Source organism: Myxococcus sp. CA056, from assembly GCF_013336715.1.
Lineage (GTDB): Bacteria > Myxococcota > Myxococcia > Myxococcales > Myxococcaceae > Myxococcus > Myxococcus llanfairpwllgwyngyllgogerychwyrndrobwllllantysiliogogogochensis.
The window spans coordinates 153,196-173,432 of sequence record NZ_JABUMT010000015.1 but is presented as its reverse complement, the minus strand read 5'-3'; the positions used below and the strand labels follow the sequence as shown (position 1 = coordinate 173,432).

Annotated in this window: 13 protein-coding genes; 9 read left to right on the top strand and 4 right to left on the bottom strand. The window is 68.4% G+C overall.

All coding sequences use genetic code 11. The annotated features are described in order from the left end of the window. Positions 1 to 30: 30 nt before the first annotated feature. Genes HUA76_RS37560 through HUA76_RS37535 form a run of 6 tightly spaced genes read left to right on the top strand, consistent with a single transcriptional unit; the run spans position 31 to position 9,122 of the window. Positions 31 to 1,869 (top strand): long-chain fatty acid--CoA ligase, encoded by a 1,839-nt coding sequence (locus tag HUA76_RS37560; RefSeq protein ID WP_174463599.1) that lies wholly within the window; start codon positions 31 to 33, stop codon positions 1,867 to 1,869. Positions 1,870 to 1,901: 32 nt separating this feature from the next. Then, entirely contained in the window at positions 1,902 to 3,041 is a 1,140-nt protein-coding gene (locus HUA76_RS37555) for an acyl-CoA dehydrogenase family protein (protein ID WP_174463598.1), read from the top strand. Positions 3,042 to 3,070: 29 nt separating this feature from the next. Beyond that, complete coding sequence (locus HUA76_RS37550) at positions 3,071 to 4,219, top strand: acyl-CoA dehydrogenase family protein (protein ID WP_174455653.1); 1,149 nt, start codon at positions 3,071 to 3,073, stop codon at positions 4,217 to 4,219. 34 nt (positions 4,220 to 4,253) lie between these two features. Further along, on the top strand, positions 4,254 to 5,465 hold the full coding sequence (locus tag HUA76_RS37545; RefSeq protein WP_141644963.1) for an acetyl-CoA C-acetyltransferase: 1,212 nt from the start codon (positions 4,254 to 4,256) through the stop codon (positions 5,463 to 5,465). 42 nt (positions 5,466 to 5,507) lie between these two features. Beyond that, positions 5,508 to 7,685 carry a 3-hydroxyacyl-CoA dehydrogenase NAD-binding domain-containing protein gene (locus HUA76_RS37540; protein WP_174463597.1) on the top strand — a complete coding sequence of 726 codons (2,178 nt, stop codon included), beginning with the start codon at positions 5,508 to 5,510 and terminating at the stop codon, positions 7,683 to 7,685. A 30-nt stretch (positions 7,686 to 7,715) separates the two neighbouring features. Then, on the top strand, positions 7,716 to 9,122 hold the full coding sequence (locus HUA76_RS37535; protein WP_174455655.1) for an aldehyde dehydrogenase family protein: 1,407 nt from the start codon (positions 7,716 to 7,718) through the stop codon (positions 9,120 to 9,122). A gap of 92 nt (positions 9,123 to 9,214) precedes the next feature. On the opposite strand, the gene HUA76_RS37530 is transcribed toward HUA76_RS37535, so the two are convergent. After that, entirely contained in the window at positions 9,215 to 11,236 is a 2,022-nt protein-coding gene (locus HUA76_RS37530) for a hypothetical protein (protein WP_174463596.1), read from the bottom strand. 260 nt (positions 11,237 to 11,496) lie between these two features. On the opposite strand from HUA76_RS37530, the gene HUA76_RS37525 reads away from it, so the two are divergent. Further along, positions 11,497 to 12,621 carry a hypothetical protein gene (locus HUA76_RS37525; protein WP_371823575.1) on the top strand — a complete coding sequence of 375 codons (1,125 nt, stop codon included), beginning with the start codon at positions 11,497 to 11,499 and terminating at the stop codon, positions 12,619 to 12,621. 102 nt (positions 12,622 to 12,723) lie between these two features. Then, complete coding sequence (locus HUA76_RS37520) at positions 12,724 to 13,725, top strand: cyclopropane-fatty-acyl-phospholipid synthase family protein (RefSeq protein WP_254614740.1); 1,002 nt, start codon at positions 12,724 to 12,726, stop codon at positions 13,723 to 13,725. Positions 13,726 to 13,800: 75 nt separating this feature from the next. Here HUA76_RS37520 and HUA76_RS37515 read toward each other — a convergent pair whose 3' ends face one another. Beyond that, positions 13,801 to 14,664 carry a family 3 encapsulin nanocompartment shell protein gene (locus tag HUA76_RS37515; protein WP_174463595.1) on the bottom strand — a complete coding sequence of 288 codons (864 nt, stop codon included), beginning with the start codon at positions 14,662 to 14,664 and terminating at the stop codon, positions 13,801 to 13,803. A 13-nt stretch (positions 14,665 to 14,677) separates the two neighbouring features. Next, positions 14,678 to 14,875, bottom strand: coding sequence for a lysine biosynthesis protein LysW (gene lysW, locus HUA76_RS37510; protein ID WP_141644957.1), 198 nt, complete (start codon positions 14,873 to 14,875; stop codon positions 14,678 to 14,680). A gap of 218 nt (positions 14,876 to 15,093) precedes the next feature. Here lysW and HUA76_RS37505 point away from each other — a divergent pair, with 218 nt between their 5' ends. Further along, positions 15,094 to 16,350, top strand: coding sequence for an MFS transporter (locus HUA76_RS37505; RefSeq protein WP_174463594.1), 1,257 nt, complete (start codon positions 15,094 to 15,096; stop codon positions 16,348 to 16,350). Between the two features lie 232 nt (positions 16,351 to 16,582). Here the strand turns inward: HUA76_RS37505 and HUA76_RS37500 are convergent. Next, positions 16,583 to 20,237: amino acid adenylation domain-containing protein (locus HUA76_RS37500; RefSeq protein ID WP_174463593.1), on the bottom strand; the 3,655-nt coding region annotated here is incomplete at its 5' end.

Below are 20,237 nucleotides of genomic sequence, written 5' to 3'. Positions count from 1 at the left end.
TCGTTGGCCATCGCAGTGCTGGAGGTGCCCATGGGTACGTCGCTCGCAGACCTGGAGGCGCAGTGCCAATCCCTGGCGAACAAGCTCACCCTGCCGCTGTTGCTCAAGCGCAACGCGGAGGAGTTCGCGGACGCCCCCGCCCTCAGCGCCGGTGACTCCACGCACACGTGGGTCCAGTTGCGTGCGCGCACCGCCGCGCTGTCTCGCGGGCTGGGCGCGCTCGGCCTCCAGCGCGGCGAGCGGATGATGATCATGATGTCGAGCCGGCCCGAGCACTGGCTCATCGACTATGCCGCCGTCCACCTGGGCGCCATCCCCTGTACCGCGTACCAGACGCTGAGCAGCGAGCAGGTAGGCTACGTCGCCCAACACAGCGCGGCCACCGTCGTGGTGCTGGAGGGCGCGGAGGAGGTCGCCCGCTGGCGGCCCATCCTCAAGTCGCTCTTCGCGCTCAAGCGCGTCATCGTCATCGACGCGGCGGCGGTGCCCGCGGGCGACGCCCGCTACGTCTCCTTCGCGCAGTTGGAGGCCGACGGAGGACGGCTGCATCAGGAGGACCCCAGGGTCTTCGAGGAGAGCTGGCAGAGCATCCGCCCCGAGGACCCCATCGCGATGATGTACACCTCCGGCACCACCGGAGACCCCAAGGGCGTGGTGCTCAGCCACCGCAACGCCTTCTATGAAGCCGTCGCCGTGGACGTCGTGGTGCCCACGCCGATGCAGGTGCCGTCCATCGCCTACCTGCCGCTGGCGCACATCGCCGAGCGCGAGCTGGGCCTGTACCGCCTGCTCTACAAGGCGATGCACGTACACATCTGCGCGGACCCCGCGGGCGTGGTGCCGCTGATGGCCAAGGTGCGGCCCCCCGCGTTCTTCGGCGTGCCACGCGTCTGGGAGAAGCTCGCCGGCGGCCTCAAGGCGAAGCTGTCCACGCTGGAGGCGCCCCGACGCGACGCCATCCTCGCCGCGCACGCGACGGCGCTGGAGGCCTTCCGGCTGGAGGGCTCCGGAAAGAGCGTGCCGCCGGAGCTGGCGCAGAAGGTCGCCCTGATGGAAGAGAAGGTCCTCAAGCCCCTGCGCGCGACGCTGGGCCTGGACGCGCTGACGTGGGCGAGCAGCGGCTCGGCGCCCATCCCCGTGGAGGTGCTCGAGTACCTGGGCGGCTTCGGCATCAAGGTGCTGGAGGTCTGGGGCATGAGCGAGACGACGGGCTGCGCCACCATCAACACGCCCTCGGAGTTCCGCGTGGGCGCGGTGGGCCGCCCCATCCCCGGGCTTCAAGTCCGGCTGGCGGCGGACGGGGAAATCTTCGTGCGAGGGCCCGTGCTGTTCCTGGGATACCTGAGCGCGGACGGGCGGATTGAGAGCCCGGCGGACTCGGACGGCTGGCTCGCCACGGGCGACATCGGCACCGTCGATGACGAGGGCTACCTCACCATCACCGACCGCAAGAAGGAGCTCATCATCACCTCGAGCGGGAAGAACATCGCCCCGTCCCGCATCGAGGGAATGCTGCGCGCCCACCCGCTCGTCGGTCAGGCCATCGCCATTGGCGACGGCTGGCCGTTTGTGACGGCGCTCATCTGCCTGGACGCGGACGTCGCGCCCACGTGGGCCAAGGCGCGGGGCCTGCCGCCCCAGTCGCTCCTGGAGCTCACCCGCGAGCCGGCGGTCCGCTCCGAACTGGAAGCGCTCGTGGCCTCCATCAATGGCCGGCTCTCCCGCGCCGAACAGGTCAAGCGCTTCGAGGTCGTCACGGAGGCCTGGGGTCCCGCGACGGGCGAACTCACACCGACGCTGAAGCTCAAGCGCCGCGTGATTCTCAAGCAGTACGCGGAGCGCATCGCCACGTTCTACGAGAACGCCTGACACACCACCCGCCGCCTCCCTCACGAGTCCCCATGCATGCGAGAACTCCGGAGCAAGCGTCCTTCGCTGCTTCCATCGACGCGTTTTGTCGCGCCAAGACGGGCACCCGCGCGCAGCGCGACGCGCTGACCCAGCACGGCGTCGAGGCCCACAATCCGCGGCTGTATGCCGAGATGGCCGAACTGGGCTGGCTCGGCGTGGGCATCTCCCCGAAGTACGGCGGCTCCGACGGCGGCATGGCCGAGATGTGCCTGTTCGCCGAGCGCACCTCGTACGGACTCGCCCCCGTCGGCGGCTACATCACCACGGCCGTCGCCGCGAGCCCCTACGCGAAGTTCGGCAGCGACGCGCAGAAGGAGAAGGTGCTCACCGGCATCACCCGGGGCCGCGTGGAGGCCATCTCCATCTCCGAGCCCGACGCGGGCTCGGACGCCGCCGCCATCACCTGCCGCGCGACGCGCACGAGCGGAGGCTTCCTCATCAACGGGCAGAAGACGTGGTGCTCCAACGCGCACTTCGCCGACCACCTGCTGCTCGTCGCGCGCACGCAGTCCTCGGGCTCGCGGCACGAGGGGCTCACCATGTTCTGCGTCCCCACGGGCACGCCGGGCGTGGAGATTCGCGGCATCCCCACGCTCAACGGCAAGGAGGTCAACGACGTCTTCTTCACCGACTGCTTCCTGCCGGAGGACTCCGTCGTGGGCAGGCTGGACCAGGCCTGGCCCCAGCTCATGTCGGGCCTCAACAGCGAGCGGCTCCTGCTCGCCGCGTCCATGCTGGGCCGGGGCCGGCGCGCGTTCGACGACGCCGTCACGTACGTCAAGGAGCGCAAGCAGTTCGGCAAGCCCATCGGCTCTTTTCAAGCGCTCAAGCACCGCATCGCCGACCTGGCCACGGAGCTGGAGTGCTGCGAGCTGCTCATCTACCGCGTGGCGCAGATGGCGGACGAAGCGCCCGACCGGATGCTTCCCCGCGAGGCGTCCATGGCCAAGCTGAAGACGACGGAGACCGCCAAGCGCGTGGCGCTCGAGGGTGTTCAGATGATGGGCGGCTACGGCTACGCGACCGAGTACGACATGGAGTCGCACCTGCGCGCCACGGTCATCTCCACCGTCTTCGGCGGCACCAGCGAAATCCAGCGCGACATCATCGGCAAGACGTTCGGACTGTAAGAGCGACTCACGACGGAGCGAGACAGACAATGACGGCACGTCCTCGATGGAGCTCTGACGAGCTCGAGCAGGTGCGTGGCCTGGCGGCCACCTATTTCACCAAGGAAGTCCTCCCCAACGTCCCCAAGCACGTGGCCCAGGGCCACCCGGACAAGGCGCTCTACCGCCGGGCGGGCGAGCTGGGCCTTTTGTGCATGTCCATCCCCGAGGCGTACGGCGGCGGCGGTGGCACGTTCGCCCACGAGGCGGTGCTCACCGAGGAGCAGGTGCGCGCCGGAGACCCGACCATGGGCTTCGCCGTGCACTGCTCCATCGTCGCGCACTACGTGCTCGCGTACGCGTCCGAAGCCCAGAAACAGAAGTGGCTGCCCAGGCTCGCCAGCGGCGAGTGGGTGGGCGCCATCGCGATGACGGAGCCCGGCGCCGGTTCCGACCTGCAGGCCATCTCCACCCGCGCCGTGCGTGAGGGAGACTTCTACCGGGTGAGCGGCTCCAAGACGTTCATCTCCAACGGCCGCGTGTGTGACTTCCTCATCATCGCGGTGCGCACCAGCGACGTGAAGGGCCATGCGGGCATCTCCCTGGTGTGCGCCGAGGTCTCCGACACCACGCCCGGCTTCGGGCGGGGCCGCATCCTCGAGAAGCTCGGCGGCCATGGCCAGGACACCACGGAGCTGTTCTTCGACGACCTGCGCGTACCCGCCGTCAACCTGCTCGGAGACGAGGAGGGCAAGGGCTTCGCGCAGCTCATGTCTCAGCTTCCCCAGGAGCGGCTGAGCACCGCCATCCTCGCGCAGGCGAGCATCGACCGGGCCGTGGACCTCACCGTCGAGTACACCAAGCAGCGCCAGGTGTTCGGTAAGCCGCTTTTCGCTCTGCAGAACACGCGCTTCGAACTGGCGGAATGCGCGACGTTGCGGAGGGTTGGCCGGGCGTTCCTCGACGAGTGCATCGAGCGGCACCTGGCGGGCGAACTGGACGTGGCGTCCGCGGCCATGGCCAAGTACTGGCTCACGGACCAGGCGTGTATCGTCGCGGACCGTTGCCTTCAGCTTTTCGGAGGGTATGGGTACATGAAGGAATACCCCATCGCCCACCTGTTCGCGGATACTCGCGTCATGCGCATCTTCGCCGGCGCCAACGAGGTCATGAAAGAGCTCGTCGCCCGTTCGCTGTAGCCCACTCCCACACCAAATCCCAAGGAGGCTCCCGGTGAGCCAGGAAGCATTCATCTTCGACGCGGTCCGTACTCCTCGCGGCAAGGGCAAGAAAGGCGCGCTGCACGGCACCAAGCCGCTGTCGCTGCTCGTCGGGCTGGTGGACGCGCTCAAGAAGCGCCACCCGAACCTGGACCCCAAGCGCATCGACGACGTGGTGCTCGGCATCGTCTCGCCCGTGGGAGACCAGGGCGCGGACATCGCCCGCACGCTGGTGCTCGCGGCGGGGCTGCCGGAGACGGTGGGCGGCGTGCAGCTCAACCGCTTCTGTGCCTCCGGCCTGACGGCGGTGAACATGGCCGCGCAGCAGGTGCGCTCGGGCTGGGAGCAGCTGGTCATCGCGGGCGGCGTGGAGAGCATGTCGCGCGTGCCCATGGGCTCCGACGGCGGCGCCTGGGCCATGGACCCGGCCACCAACTACGACACGTACTTCGTGCCGCAGGGCATCTCCGCGGACCTCATCGCGACGATTGAAGGCTTCACCCGCGAGGACGTGGACCGCTACGCCGCGCAGTCGCAGGAGCGCGCCGCCAAGGCCTGGGCCGGCGGCTACTTCAAGAACTCCGTCATCCCCGTCACGGACCAGAACGGCCTCACCATCCTGGACCGCGACGAGCACATGCGGCCGGAGTCCACGGTGGCCTCGCTCGGCCAGCTCAACGCGTCCTTCGTCGGCATCGGTGAGATGGGCGGCTTCGACGCGGTGGCGCTGCAGAAGTACCACGAGGTGGAGCGCATCGAGCACGTGCACACCCCGGGCAACTCCTCCGGCATCGTGGACGGCGCGGCCCTGGTGCTCATCGGCTCGGAGAAGGTGGGCAAGGAGCTGGGCCTGACGCCGCGCGCGCGCATCGCCTCCGTGGCGACGTCCGGCGCGGACCCGACCATCATGCTCACCGGCCCCCTGCCGGCCACGCGCAAGCTGCTCGACCTGGCGGGCCTGTCCGTGAAGGACATCGACCTGTTCGAGCTCAACGAGGCCTTCGCCTCCGTGGTGCTCAAGTACCAGAAGGATTTGGGCATCCCGAGCGACAAGCTCAACGTCAACGGTGGCTCCATCGCCATGGGCCACCCGCTGGGCGCCACGGGCGCGATGATCCTCGGCACCATGGTGGACGAGCTGGAGCGCCGCAAGGCGCGCCGCGCCGTCATCACCCTGTGCGTCGGCGGTGGCATGGGCGTGGCCACCCTCATCGAGCGCGTCTGAACCCCCTTTGACTCACCTTTCGACAAGATTCGAGCGAACCCCATGAGCGAGCAGAACACCATCCGCTGGGACAAGGATGCCGACGGCATCGTCATCTTGACGCTGGATGACCCCAACCAGTCCGCCAACACCATGAACGCCGCGTACATGAAGTCCATGCGCGCGACGGTGGACCGGCTGGCCAAGGAGAAGGCCGACATCACCGGCGTCATCCTCACCTCCGCCAAGAAGACCTTCTTCGCCGGCGGCGACCTGAACGACCTGCAGCGCATCCGCAAGGAGGACGCGAAGCAGGCGTTCGAGTTCGGCCAGGAAATCAAGGCGCACCTGCGCACGCTGGAGACCCTGGGCAAGCCCGTGGTCGCCGCCATCAACGGCGCGGCGCTGGGCGGAGGGCTGGAGATTGCCCTGGCCTGTCACCGCCGCATCGTCGCGGACGTGAAGGGCGCGCAGGTGGGCCTGCCGGAAGTCACGCTGGGCCTGTTGCCCGGTGGCGGCGGCGTGGTGCGCACGGTGCGCATGCTGGGCATCGTGGACGCGCTGATGAAGGTGCTGCTCCAGGGCCAGCGCTACCGCCCGCAGGAGGCCAAGGAGGTGGGCCTGGTGCACGAGGTGGTGGACTCCGTGGAGGCGCTGCTGCCCGCGGCCAAGGCGTGGATCAAGGCAAACCCGACGGCGCAGCAGCCGTGGGACGCGAAGGGCTACAAGATTCCGGGCGGCACGCCGTCCAACCCCGGCCTCGCGGCGAACCTGCCCGCCTTCCCCGCCAACCTGCGCAAGCAGATCAAGGGCGCGAACATGCCCGCGCCGCGCGCCATCATGGCGGTGGCCGTGGAAGGCACGCAGGTGGACATCGACACCGCGTTCACCATCGAGTCGCGCTACTTCACCGAGCTGGCCACCGGCCAGGTCGCGAAGAACATGATTCAGGCGTTCTTCTTCGACATGCAGCACATCAACTCCGGTGGCGGCCGGCCCAAGGGCTACCCGCAGCACACGGCGAAGAAGGTCGGCATCCTCGGCGCCGGGATGATGGGCGCGGGCATCGCCTACGTCTGCGCCAAGGCGGGCATCGACGTGGTGCTCAAGGACGTGAGCCAGGAGTCCGCGGAGAAGGGCAAGCAGTACTCCGTGAAGCTCGTGGAGAAGGCCGTCCAGAAGGGCAAGTCCACCAAGGAGAAGGGCGACGCGCTCCTGGCGCGAATCACCCCGACGGCGGACCCCGCCGCGCTCAAGGGCTGCGACCTGGTCATCGAGGCCGTGTTCGAGGGCGTGGAGCTCAAGCACAAGGTCTTCCAGGAGGTGCAGGACGTCGTAGCCCCCGACGCGGTGCTGGCGTCCAACACGTCCACGCTCCCCATCACCCTGCTGGCGGAGGGCGTGAAGCGCACGGAGGACTTCGTGGGCATGCACTTCTTCTCCCCCGTGGACAAGATGCCGCTGCTGGAGCTCATCGCCGGCAAGAAGACGAGCGACGCGACGCTGGCGAAGGCCATCGACATCGCGGTGCAGATTGGCAAGACGCCCATCGTCGTCAACGACAGCCGGGGCTTCTTCACCAGCCGCGTCATCGGCACGTTCCTCAACGAGGCCATCGCCATGGTGGGCGAGGGCATCTCCCCGGCGTCGATTGAACAGGCGGGCCTGCAGGCGGGCTACCCCGCGGCGCCCCTGGCGCTGATGGACGAGCTCACGCTGACCCTGCCGCGCAAGATCCGCCTGGAGACGAAGGCGGCCGCGGAGGCCGCGGGCCAGACGTGGGTGGAGCACGGCAGCTACGCCGTGGTGGACGCGCTCATCGACAAGCACGGGCGCAAGGGCCGCTCCACCGGGTCGGGCTTCTACGACTACGTGGATGGCAAGCGCGCGAACCTGTGGCCGGGGCTCGCCCAGCACTACACGAAGCCGGGCCACACCATCCCCTTCGAGGACATGAAGGAGCGCATGCTGTTCGCGGAGGCCATCGACACGGTGCGCTGCTTCGATGAAGGCGTGCTGCGCTCGGCGGCGGACGCCAACATCGGCTCCATCCTGGGCATCGGCTTCCCGGCCTGGACGGGCGGCGTGGCCCAGTTCATCAACGGCTACGAGGGCCCCGCTGGCACGGGTCCGCGTGGCTTCATCACCCGCGCTCGCGAGCTCGCGCAGCGCTACGGGAAGCACTTCCTGCCGCCCGCGTCGCTCGTCGAAAAGGCCGAGCGGGGCGAGTTCCTGAAGTAGCCGCGCGAATCTCACGCAAGGAGAAGTCCCATGGCCCAGGGTTCCACCCGCCTCGCCGCTGTCCCGTCTTCGTTCGATGCGAAGGCGCTCGTCGAAAAGCAGCGTGCCTACTTCGAATCCCGCGTCACGCTCCCGCTCGCGTGGCGGCGGGCGCAGTTGGAGACCCTGGGCCAGACGGTGCGCAAGTACGAGGCGGAGATTCTCTCCGCCCTCAAGTCGGACCTGAACAAGAGCGCGGAGGAGGCGTATCTCACCGAGGTCGGCAGCATCTACGGGGAGATCAAGAGCGCGCTCAAGCACGTGAAGTCGTGGATGAAGCCCCGCAGGGGCTCGGCACCCATCGTCATCCAGCCGGCGCGGGCCTATCAGTACTCGGACCCGCTCGGCGTGACGCTGGTCATCGCGCCCTGGAACTACCCCTATCAACTGTCGATAGCGCCGCTCATCGGGGCGCTCGCCGCGGGCTGCACCGCCGTGCTCAAGCCCAGCGAGTTGGCCCCTGCCACGTCGAGCGTGCTCTCCCGGCTGCTGTCGGAGGCGTTTCCGGAAGAAGTCGTCGCCGTCGTGGAGGGGGACGCGGAGACCAGCCGCGCCCTGCTCGCGGAGCGGTGGGACCTCATCTTCTTCACCGGCGGCACCCAGGTGGGCCGCGTGGTGGCCGAAGCCGCGGCCAAACACCTGACGCCCACCGTCCTGGAGCTGGGCGGCAAGAGCCCCTGCATCGTGGACCGGAGCGCGGACCTGGAGGTCACCGCGCGCCGCATCGCCTGGGGCAAGTACCTCAACGCGGGCCAGACGTGCATCGCTCCGGACTACGTGCTCATCCCGCCCGAGCTCAAGGAGCGCTTCACCGCGCTGGTCCAGAAGGCCGTCACCGGCTTCTACGGCGCCGACGCGCGCACCAGCAATGACTACGGCCGCATCATCAACCCCCGGCACTTCGAGCGGGTCTCCGCGCTCGCGGGGCACGGGAAGGTGGTCTTCGGCGGCGAGCGCGAGGCGTCCTCACGCTTCTTCGCGCCCACCGTCATCACCGACGTCCCCCTGTCCAGTCCGCTGATGCAGGACGAGATTTTTGGTCCCCTCCTCCCGCTGGTGGACTGCCCGAGCATCGACGAGGCCATCCGCTTCGTGCGCTCGCGGCCCAAGCCGCTCGCCCTCTACAGCTTCGCCAAGGACTCGGCCGTCAACGAGCGGGTCCTCACGGAGACGTCGAGCGGCGGCGCCGTGGTCAACGACGTCTGCGTCCACTTCGCGGCGGAGGGCCTGCCCTTCGGCGGCGTGGGAGAGTCCGGCGTGGGCGGCTACCACGGCCAGGCGAGCTTCGATGCCTTCAGCCACAAGAAGAGCGTCGTGAAGCGGCCCTTCCTGCTGGACCTGGCCATGCGCTACCCGCCGTACGTGGGCAAGCTCGGCCTCTTCAAGCGCCTGATGTAGCCACGGCCCCCCGGGGGTGTCCTCCCGGAGGGCCGCCGTGCTTCACCACTCACCCGTGACAGGCTGAAAGGCCCGTCACGGGTGAGTCGTTTTCAGAGCGTCTTCATGTACTCGATGAGGGCCCAGCGCTCGCTGTCGGTGAGCGACTGGGTGAAGTCGTGACCCTCGTTGCCGAGCCCGTACAGGTGCGAGTTGAAGATCATGCGGGAGCGAATCTGCTTCTGGGTGATGGGCGGCGGCGACTGGTACGCCAGCGAGTTGTAGTTGGCGACGACGTTCGCGATGTTGGCGAACAGCACGTCCAGCGTGGCCATCTCATGGCTGCACGGGATGAAGGGGTCATTGGCCGGGCGATCTCCACAGGCCAGCGCCGTCACCTTCCAGCCGAGCTTGTTGAAGTCGTAGGAGGCGTGGCTCGGGTCGAAGCCCGCGTTGGTGCCCAGGTTGTTGGTGGAGGTCTGCTGGCGCTTCCACACCTTGGGACGGTCCGACGGCTTCAGCACGTCCCAGAGGGTGGGCACGCTGGAGTTGTGGAAGTACGGGGCGGAGGCCCACGCACCGTAGAGCGGCGTGGCCACATAGCCGAACGGCTTGATCCACGCGTTGGGCCCCTCGGGCGAGTACACGGGCCCCATGCCGTTGTCATACGCGGCGCGCGGCACCCGGCGCAGGGCGCTGCTGATGGGGTCGTCGTAGAACGGGCCGTGGTTGGGGTGCTCGTCGTTGTAGGCGAGGAAGGACGTGTTCCACGCCCTGCGCTTGCGCTCGTCCGCCATCAAATCCTTGCGGGCCGGGTCCGTGCGGATGGTTTCAATGGGGGTGATGACGCCGGAGATGCCCTTGAGGCGCGGGTCGGGCAGGTACGCGGGGTTGACCGCGTAGCGCGGCGAGTAGACGCCGTGGCAGCTCGCGCAGGAGCCGTTGCCCGGAGTCTTCGGAATGGTGGCGTTGGCGCCATTGGCCCACAAGTCACGCTCGTGGAAGAGGACCGCGCCCTGCTCGGCCAGCGCGGTGTTGATGGCCTTCGGGTAGGCGGGGGGCGACATCGAGACGAAGAAGTTGTCGTTGTCCTCGAACTCGGCGGTCAGCGCGCGGCGCTCGGCCGCGTTGCGCCCCAGGTTGGCGACGGCGAACGCCATCTCCGAGCGGACGTTGTCGGACGTCAGCGCGCCATCCCAGAACTGGCGCGTCTTGAACGCGCGGTACCACCAGTTGGGAGCGCGGGACATGCCACCGGCATGGGTGGGGAAGTACTCGAGCAGGCTGGGCACCATCGCCAGCGAGTCCATGTCGAAGAGCGCGGGCAGCAGGTCGACGATGCCAATGGCGTCGCTCATGCCTCGGCCCACGCTCCAGGGCACGGGGGCAATCTGGAAGATGTTGCCCACCACGGTGGAGCGGAACATGTCGGACTGGATGAGGCCCGCGTCCAGGGCGTCGTTGGAGCGGCCCCACACAAAGCCGGCTTCCGACTCGGTGCCCAGCCGCGAGTCATGGCAGCCCGAGCAGGTGGAGGCGATGGCGCCCGTCCAGCGGCCGTTGGAGTCGCGCTCCTGCACCAGGCCGAGCGGGAGCTGACCGCTGCCGCCGTTGGTGAGGTTGGGGTTCTCCCAGGGCATCGGATAGGGATTGCGGAACGGGGCCTTCGACATCCCGTAGCGCTTGATGACCTGCTCGTCGAAGTCCGAGGGGCGGAACAGATATCCCCACAGCGTGTACATGCCGTAGTACGCGGTCGCCGTCGAGAAGGGCTGGAAGTACGCCCGCGTCTCGATGTTCTTCTTTCCGCGGGCGACGCTCGCGCGGAACTCTCCACAGTTCGTCGGGTTTGGCGCCAGCGTCGTCACGAACGGCGGCGGCGGGTTGTGCAGGTCCACCCAGTACGCGTTGAACTGCACCGCGGCCCCCGGCTTGTTGATGCCCGGGACAACGAGGGTTCGGGGGTCCACCGGCAACGGCGTGGAATCCGGCTGACCCTGGCACGCCGACCCGAACGGAGAGCGGTTGGCCGTCACATCCAACAACGGCGGGTCCGCGGCCTCCGCCCGGGTGACGACCAGGGCCAGGAGCAAGGAACTCGAAAAAGCCCACTGACGACTTCGGTGCAGTCGCATGCGCGCAGCCCTCCACTACTTATTGGCACTCTGACAACAGCGCGATACTTAGGCCCCGGAGTGAAGGCGCACAATACGCAGCGCGTCAGCGAATCCGGGATTGGGGGGTTTTTGACGACCTGTCGCCTCAAGGCAGGGCCGCCCCACTTCAGCCTCAATCACAAACTCATCATCCGCCAGCGAGATATTCCGTGTTGCGGAATATCTGAAGTCCGTCGTATCAATGAGGTCACACCGCCCCCTCACCGGGGAAGACCTCCGTGCACCTCGACGCTCGCTCCTCGCCCCCTGTCCTCCCCTCGCTGGAAACCGGGTCCTCCCGGAGCGCCGACGCCGCGAGGCCTCCTTCCACCGGGAGCATCCCGTCGTGGCGGCGCTGGGTCTGGCTGCTCATCCTGCTGGGCCTGGCGCCGGGAGCGGAGGCGAGTTCACGCTTCGAACTGGACGCGCCGTTCAACGTCGGGCTGGACCGCTCCTACGTCTTCTTCTCGCCCAACCGGATCCGCCGGGTGGGAGACCCGGAGCCCTCGCACCTGGTGTTCGAGGCCCAGGTCGCACCCAATCTCTTCCTGCCCCAGCTCCACATCGGCCACGCCACCCCCACGCTGGGTGAGTACATCCTGAGCGCGGTGGTGACGCCGAACATCCGGCTGCGCATGCTGGCGCAGGAGTCCAGCCCCGTCATTCCGCCGTCCTTCATGCCCAAGCTGACGCTCCAGGCGGCGCACTTGTGGAAGCCCTGGCTGGATGACCAGGGCAAACCCAGGCGAATGGCCTTGTCGTTCATCAACGTCTCGGTGGGGCATTACTCCAATGGACAGGCGGGGTGCTTCTACGCCAACCAGAGCGAGGCCGAGGGAGGCTGCGCGTCCGTCGAGGGCGAGCTGCCACTCAATGAGACCAGCGGCGACTTCTCCACCAACTTCATCCGGCTGGAAGCCCAGTTCCGGCTCATCGAGAACATCGACCTGGCCCGTCGCTCCGCCTGGAGCTTCGGCGTGGGGGCCTTCATCGAACGCAATTCCTCACTCGCCTTCGGCGGCATCACCCCGGAGATGCGCGAAGTGTATGGCGATGGCCATGTCGGCTTTGGCCTCCTGGTGGAGCGGCTGTGGTTCGAGCACCGCTTCCGCGTGGAGGGCAACGTCAACGGCCCCTTTGGAGAGACACCTGGCCAGCGGTGGACCTTCAACGTGGAAGCCGCCGCCCTCCCCCGCTGGGGCGCGGGCTTCGGCGCGTTCGTCCGGTACGTGCACGGCCAGGACTACCTCAACATCCTCTTCCTGGAGCCGGTGAGTCTGGTCCAGTTCGGCCTCATCTTCGAGCTGGGCCCTGGCCTGCGCGCCAGGAGCGGCCCGTCCGGAGACCCGCTGGGTCCGACATGAGCACGCGGGGCGTCAATTCCTCCCACCTTGCCAGACCTACCCCCACGCTTGCCTTTGGCATTTATGTGTCCTGACAGCTCCTCAATCCCTGCATTCCGCGCCATGATGCCAACATCGCTGTCGGGGAGGCTCGCGATGTTCAACGTCATGCAGGTCGCAAGGCAGCTCAAGAGCGCGGTGCTGGCGGACCCTGAGCGCTTCTATACGAACGAGACGGGCGCCTGGGTGACAGGGCTTCCAACGCCACAAGAGATTCGCGTCAGCACCGGACGGGAGCCGTTCTGGATCAACCTGGGCTACTGGCGTGACGTAGAGCGGGTGGACGAGACGAACTGCGAGCGCGTGGGAGAGCTGTTCATGGCGGCCCAGGCGCAGATGGCGCACCTGCTCGCCCGCACGGCGCGGCTGGGCGAGCGCGACTCGGTGCTGGACTGCGGCTTCGGCTATGCGGACCAGGACATCCTCTGGGCGGAGACGTATCGCCCCGCGCGCATCGTCGGCGTCAACGTCACTCCCAAGCAGGTCGACATCGGACGGGAGCGCCTCAGGCTCACCGGGCTGGACGGCGTCGTGAAGCTGGAATTGGGCTCGGCGACGCAGCTGCCCTTCGGCGCGGGCGAGTTCGACGTCGTCTTCGCCCTGGAGTCCGCGATGCACTTCCGGACGCGCGGCGACTTCCTGCGCGAGGCATTCCGGGTGCTGCGCCCGGGGGGCCGGCTGGTGATGGCGGACATGTGTCAGAAGACGGACCGCGAGTCGGGCGCGGGGCTGCGTCGCCGCCTGCGTCACCGCTACTGGCGGGGCCGGATTGCCTTTCCCGAGGCCAACGTCTGGACGACGCAGCGCTATGTCTCCGAGCTGCGACACGCGGGCTTCCAGCTGGCCCGGTTGGACTCCATCGCGTCGGATGTCTACCCGGCGGTCAACACCGCGCTGGCCGCGCTGCGAGGGATGACGGCCGCCGAGCGACAGCCCGGCAGTGTCACCGTCGCCAAGGTCCGCGAGGACGTGCGGCGCGCGCGGCAGATGGAGTTCGAGCAACTCCAATGGCTCACGCTGTTCAACTGCGACGAGTACGCGGTGGTCTACGCGGAGAAGCCCTGAGCCGAGCATGTCGGCCGCCGCCGTCCGGAATCGAGTGACTCCGGACGGTGTGGCCGCGCTCCGACCCGACGTCCGTCAGACGAACGAGGCGACGTAGAAGTGCGTCGGCAGGTGGACGACGAGCGCGGTGTGAATCTCGCCGCATACCGCCAGGCCCTCTCGCGGGAAGATTCCCGGGGGCGCCTCGGCGAAGCGGATGGAGGAGCGACCGCTGTCGAAGATGGTGGCCGCCGCGGTGAAGTCCCCGACGATGACCTGCCCGGGGTCCACCATGCGCGCCCGAGCGATGCGCACGCCCATGCTCGTCAGGTCCGCCAGCAGTCCGCCGCGTCCCACGAAGTACCGGTAGTAGTCCGCGGGGTTGACGAGGATGCCGTCGGCGCTGCCACCCATCTGCTCGACCCTGTCACACGCGGCCAGCAGCGAGGAGACAGGGTCCGAGCGTGCGGGGAGGCGGGCAATCCCCGGCGTCTCCAGGAGCCCGCGCACGCGGTCTCCTCCGCGTCCGCGAGCGAGGGCCTGGTTCTCCGCCGTGCACAGCCGCACCAGCAGCCGGAAGTCGATGAAGGTCGCCAGCGTCTCCGGGTCGTCGAGCAGCGCCGGGGGCACTTGAATCCAGGCCGTCGTCGGCTTGAGCGTCGCCAGGTCCGTGTGGAACTCGAAGGCGGCCTCGGGGCGCAGACCCACATCCTCCACCGCCACCGTCGGCGCTGTCTGGGGAGGCGTCTCGTGCCAGTACTTCACCTTGGCGCCGTCCGCCTTCGCGACCTTGAACAGGGCACGCACCGCGATGCGCGGCCGTCGCTTGAAGCCCGGGAAGGCCTCGGTGATGGTGTGAGAGAAATCCACCGAGGCCTTCGCGCCCTGCGTGACGACCGCCTGGGCGAAGAGCTTTCCGGGGGAGAGAACGGGCTGTTCCACTGTCTCGTTCGCGCTCATGTCGACCTCGGGCCTACTCGCCCCAGTCCTCCTCTACCTCGGGCGCCTCTTCGAGCCGCAGTGGGTTGAGGCCCACCACCTCCAGCTCGCCGTCACACCCCGAGCACGTGAGGACTTCGCCCTGCACACGGCCCTCACCATCGATGGGCTGAGAACACGTGGGACACAGAGCCTGCCCGGTCGCTTCCGACTGCTTCGTCAGTGCATGCATGCCCTTGCTCCTTCTTCAACCGCCGTCGCTGTCGCTGACGGCAACGGGTTCATGGGGCGCGATGTTTCACACCCTCCCTGAGTCCCAGGCGCGTGCAGTCTGGGAGCCTTCTCCGCCCTCGTCAAGACAAGCCACGAAAGGCGCGCGAGTGCAGCAAGGTGGCATTTCTCAGCTGTCTCGGCACGAAGGATTTCTGTGCTCCACTGTCGCCACGTCCCATGTCCATTCGGCGACTTTCGAGTCATCCGTCGTTTCGAGCCTTCAGCCACCCGGCCTACGTGAAGGTCTGGTGGGGTGGGCTCATCTCCACGTTGGGGACGTGGATGGAGCTGGTCGCGCTCGGCATCTACGTGACGGAGACGACGGGACGCGCGGAGTGGATGGGCCGCATCACCGCGCTGGCGTTCCTGCCCTCCATCGTCCTCGTTCCGCTCGCGGGAACACTGGCGGACCGGTTTGACCGGCGCGCGTATCTGGCGGTGTGCACGCTGGGTCAGGCGCTGATAGCCGGGGCGCTCGCGGCGCTGGCGGCCACGGGGCAGCTCACGCTCACGCCCCTGGCCATCCTCTGCGTCCTGCACGGCTGCATGAGCGCGCTGACCCTGCCAGTCTTCTCGGCGATGACGGCCGTGATTCTCCCGCCCGAGCAGCTTCACAGCGGCCTCAGTCTGGACCTGGCGCAGGCCAACCTGGGGCGCATCTTCGGCCCGGCGCTCGCGGCCATCGTCCTCACGCGAGGCGGCGTGGCGTGGGCATTTCTCATCAACACGATTTCCTTCGTGGCCGTGCTGGTGGCGCTGGCGTGGATGGGGCCGGTGAGTCGAGGGAGCACGAGGCCCGGTGAGGGCCTGTGGAGTGGCGTGAAGCGCGGGCTGCTCGCGGCGCGTGAGGACGTGGGCATCGCCGCGGCGCTGGGTGGAACGCTGGGGGTGGCCGCGCTCATCTCCCCCTTCATCGCGCTGGTGCCGGTGCTCGCGCTGCGGGTGCTCCATGGAGACGCGGCCACGGCGTCGCTGCTCACGACTGTGCAGGGCGTGGGAGCGGTCACCGCCGCCGTACTGGCGGGGACACTGGCCGAGCGTTGGGGACGCGGTCCTCTGCTGGAAAGGACGCTGCTCCTGCTGGGGCCCGTGGCCGCCGCGTACTGGCTGTCGCCGACCGTGGCCTTCGCCGGTGTCTCGCTCTTCATCCTTGGCGCGTTGTATCTGCTTGCCGTGGGGGGATTGAGGACGCTGTGCCAGGGTCGCGCCAGCGCGGAGCTCCAGGTGCGCGTGAGCGGCCTGTTCAATCTGGTCCTCAACCTCGGGTACTCGGGCGGGGTGTGGTTGCAGGGAGCGCTGGGAGACCGACTGGGACTGCGCGCCGTCACCGCATGCGCGGCACTGCTCTTCTTCGCGCTGGCCCTGGGCGTTCGCGTCCTGCTGCCGGGCCGGCTCGCGTCACTGGAGGCGCGATTGCCTCCTCCTTCGACCTGAGTGTCGCGCATGCGGCCATGCTCCGAGGTCCGCTCGCTTCGATGGAGGTCTCGATTGCCAAGTCCTTCGCGCTGAGCGCGGCTCACGCGGACATCCTCCAGGGTTGGCACGCTTCGAGGGAGGCCTCGCTCGCCACGTCCTTCGCGCTGAGCGCGGCTCATGCGGACACACTCTGGGGTCGGCTCGCTTCGAGGGAGGTCTCGCTCGCCACGTCCTTCGCGCTGAGCGCGGCTCATGCGGACACACTCCGGGGCTGGGTCTTCGCCTGGGCTTGCGCGAGCGCGTCGCGCAGAATCGCGGCGAGCTGCTGCACTCCCGGAAGCCGCAGCAGTGCGTAGTGGTCTCCGGGCAGTGTGTGGACCTCCACGCCACCCCTGGCCAGCAGCTCCCATTCGTGAGCACGGGGCGACTCGCCCGACTCGATGGAGAGCAACGTGCCGGTGTACGGCCGGGGCACATACCGCCAGGCAGCCCGGAGATTCGACTCGAACACCTCGCGCAGCGCGCTGAGGCCCGACTCGGGCAGGGCCGCCGCCTTGCGACCGGCCTCTTCCAGGAGATGCAGTGCTTCCTCCGGAGCGAGCTGTGAAAGCGCGGCCTCGGAGCACGGAAGGTCCGCGCCCGCCGCGCGCAGCAGGTCCCTGAAGAAGAGCGCGCCCAACCTCGTGGGCTCCAGCCACTCCCGGTCCACCGCACCTCCGGGATGGGCTCGCGCATAGGTGTCGATGAGCACCAGCAGGTCCACCTGTTCGCCCTGCTCCTGGAGTTGCTGCGCCAGTTCGAACGCGATCGTGCCGCCCAAGGACCATCCACCGAGCAGGTAGGGCCCACGAGGCTGGACGGTACGAATGGCGCGCAGGTAGTGGGCCGCCAGGGACTCCACGCTGTCGAGGGTCGGCGCCTCGCCGTCGAGCCCCGGTGCCTGCAAACCATAGAAGGGCTGGTCGGGCCCCAACAGGTGCGCGAGCTCCGCGTACGCGAGCACCGTTCCACCCACGGGGTGGATGCAGAAGAAGGGCCGCTTCGTTCTTCCACTCCGCAGTTCGACCAGCGACGACGTCGGCCCCTGGTCCTGGTGCAACAGGCCCGCGATGCGCTCCACCGTCGCCCCCTGGAACAAGGTCGCCACCGGAAGCGACCGCCCCGTCAGCCCGCGAATCCGCCCGAGCAGCCGCACGGCCAACAACGAGTGCCCACCCAGCTCGAAGAAGTCCTCGCGGATGCCCACGGGAGGCAGGCCCAGCGTCTCCTCCCATGCGCGGACAAGCTGAAGCTCCAACGACGTTCGCGGCGGGACTCGCTCCACCAATCGGGCAGCCACCTCTCCCTCCGGAGCAGGCAGCGCGCGGCGGTTCACCTTGCCGCTGGGCGTGAGCGGCAACATGTCCAACGGCACGAAGTGGCCGGGCACCATGTACTCGGGCAGTCGTTGCTTGAGGAAGCTCCGCAGCTCAGGGGCCGCTGGCGGACCGCCCTCCCCGCCCACGACATAGGCCACCAGTCGCGTGAGACCAGAGCCATCCGCGCGCGCCTCCACCACGCAGTCCTTCAGCGCCGGGTGGCGCGCGAGCACCGCCTCGATTTCGGCCAGCTCGATGCGATAGCCACGCACCTTCACCTGCGCGTCGCGTCGACCGAGGAACTCGAGCGTCCCGTCCTGCCGGTACCGCGCGAAGTCACCCGTGCGGTACAGCCGTGCACCGGGAGAGAGGTCGAGTGGGTCCGGAACGAAGCGCTCCAGCGTCAGGTCCGGCCGGTGGAGATAGCCACGCGCCAGCGCGTCACCTCCGAGGTACATCTCCCCAGGAACACCGAGGGGAACAGGTGCCTGTCGCGCGTCCAGCAGATGGACCCGGGTGTTCGCGATGGGGCGTCCGATGGAGGGCAGGTCGGGCCATGACTCGGGGTCCCCGGCCAGCGTGTGGGCCGTCACCACGTGCGACTCCGTGGGCCCGTAGTGGTTGTGCAGGACACACCCAGGCAATCTCCGCGCGAAGCGACGCAGGGCCGGCGTCACCCGAAGCTGTTCTCCCGCCGTCACGATTTCGCGGAGCCGTCGCGGCACGAAGTCTTCGCGGTCCGCCACCTCCGCCAGGTTCTGGAGCGCGACGAAGGGCAGGAAGAGGCGCTCGACTTCACACCGGTCCATCAGCTCCAGCAGGGCGTGCGCATCCAGGCGCAGGTCCTCGGTGATGAGCACCAGCTCCCCTCCCGCCGCCCAGGTGGAGAACAGCTCCTGGAAGCTCACGTCGAAGCTCAGCGGGGAGAACTGGAGCGTCCTCCCCCTGGGAAGCGTGGACGCGCCGAGCTGCCACTGCACGAGATTGAGCAGAGGCCCGTGAGGCATGGCCACCCCCTTGGGCGTACCGGTGGAGCCCGAGGTGTAGATGACGTAGGCGAGCGACTCCGGGCCCGCGAGCGGCTCCAGGTCCGCCGAGCGCTCCTCCGCGAAACGCGCCGCCTCCGTGTCGAGGTCGAGCCTGCGCGCCACGCCGTCCGGCAACACGTCGGAGAGCGTGGACTGCGTGAGCAACCATGTGGCACCCGAGGAGCGGAGCATCCACTCCAGGCGCTCCCGTGGATAGGAGGGGTCCAGCGGGACATACGCGCCGCCCGCCTTGAGGACTCCGAGCACTCCCACAGCCAGGTCGAGCGAACGTCGGACACACAGGGCCACCGGAACGTCAGCGCCCACACCACCCCGGCGGAGGAATCGCGCGAGTCGGTTCGCCTGCCGGTTCAGCTCGCCATAGGTGAGCGAGTGTTCGCCAAAGCGGACAGCGACCGCATCGGGCGTGCGCGCGGCGTGCGCCTCGAAGAGCGCATTCACACAGGACGCCGAGGACCGGGGAGCCTCGGTGGCGTTCCAATCGACGAGCAAGCGGCGTCGCTCGGCCTCCCCCAGCAACGGCAGCGCCTCCACGTCCTGTCCAGGCTGGGAGAGCGCGGCCTGGAGCAGTCGCGTGTAGTGGCCCGCCATCCGAGACACCGTCTCCTCGTCGAAGAGGTCCGTGTTGTATTCCCAGTACGTCACGAGCGACTGAGGGAGCTCGCGCACGAAGAGCGTGAGGTCGAACTTCGCCATGCCCGGCTCGAAGCTCAGCTCCTCCACGGCGAGGCCGGACAGGGCCAGCGGAGCCGTGGGCCCAGGCATGACGAACATGACCTGGAAGAGTGGCGAGCGACTCAGGTCCCGACTCGGCTGGAGCGCGTCCACCAACTGCTCGAACGGAAGGTCCTGATGCGCGAACGCTCCCAGACATGCGCGCCTCACCCTCCTCAACAGCTCCCGGAAGCTCGCCCCTTGCGTCTGCGTCCTCAGCACCAGCGTGTTCACGAAGAACCCCACCAGCGCCTCCACCTGCCTCCAGTTCCTCCCGGAGATCGGCGTCCCCACCACCACATCCGTCTGTCCGCTGTAGCGCGAGAGCAACGCCTGGAACCCCGCCAGCAGCGTCATGTACAGCGTCACCCCCTCCTTCCTGCTCAGCTCGCGCAGCGCCCCCGCCAGCTCCGGAGGCAGTCGCACCGCGAGATGGCCCCCGTTGAATGACTGCATGGCGGGCCGTGGCCTGTCGGTGGGCAGCTCCAACACGGGCGGCGCGCCGGCGAGCTGCTGCTTCCACCACGTCAGCTGCTTCTCCAGCACCTCCCCCTTCAGCCACTCTCGCTGCCACCTCGCGTAGTCCGCGTACCGCACCTCCGGGCGCCGTTCGTCGACGGCCGTCCCTCTCATCTTGGCCTCGTACGCTTCGCTCAGCTCCCTCTCCAGCACTCCCACCGACCACCCGTCGAACACGATGTGATGCACCACCCACACCAACACGTGCTCCGCCTCCCCCACCTTCAGCACCTTCGCCCTCAGCAGCGGCCCTCGCTCCAGGTCG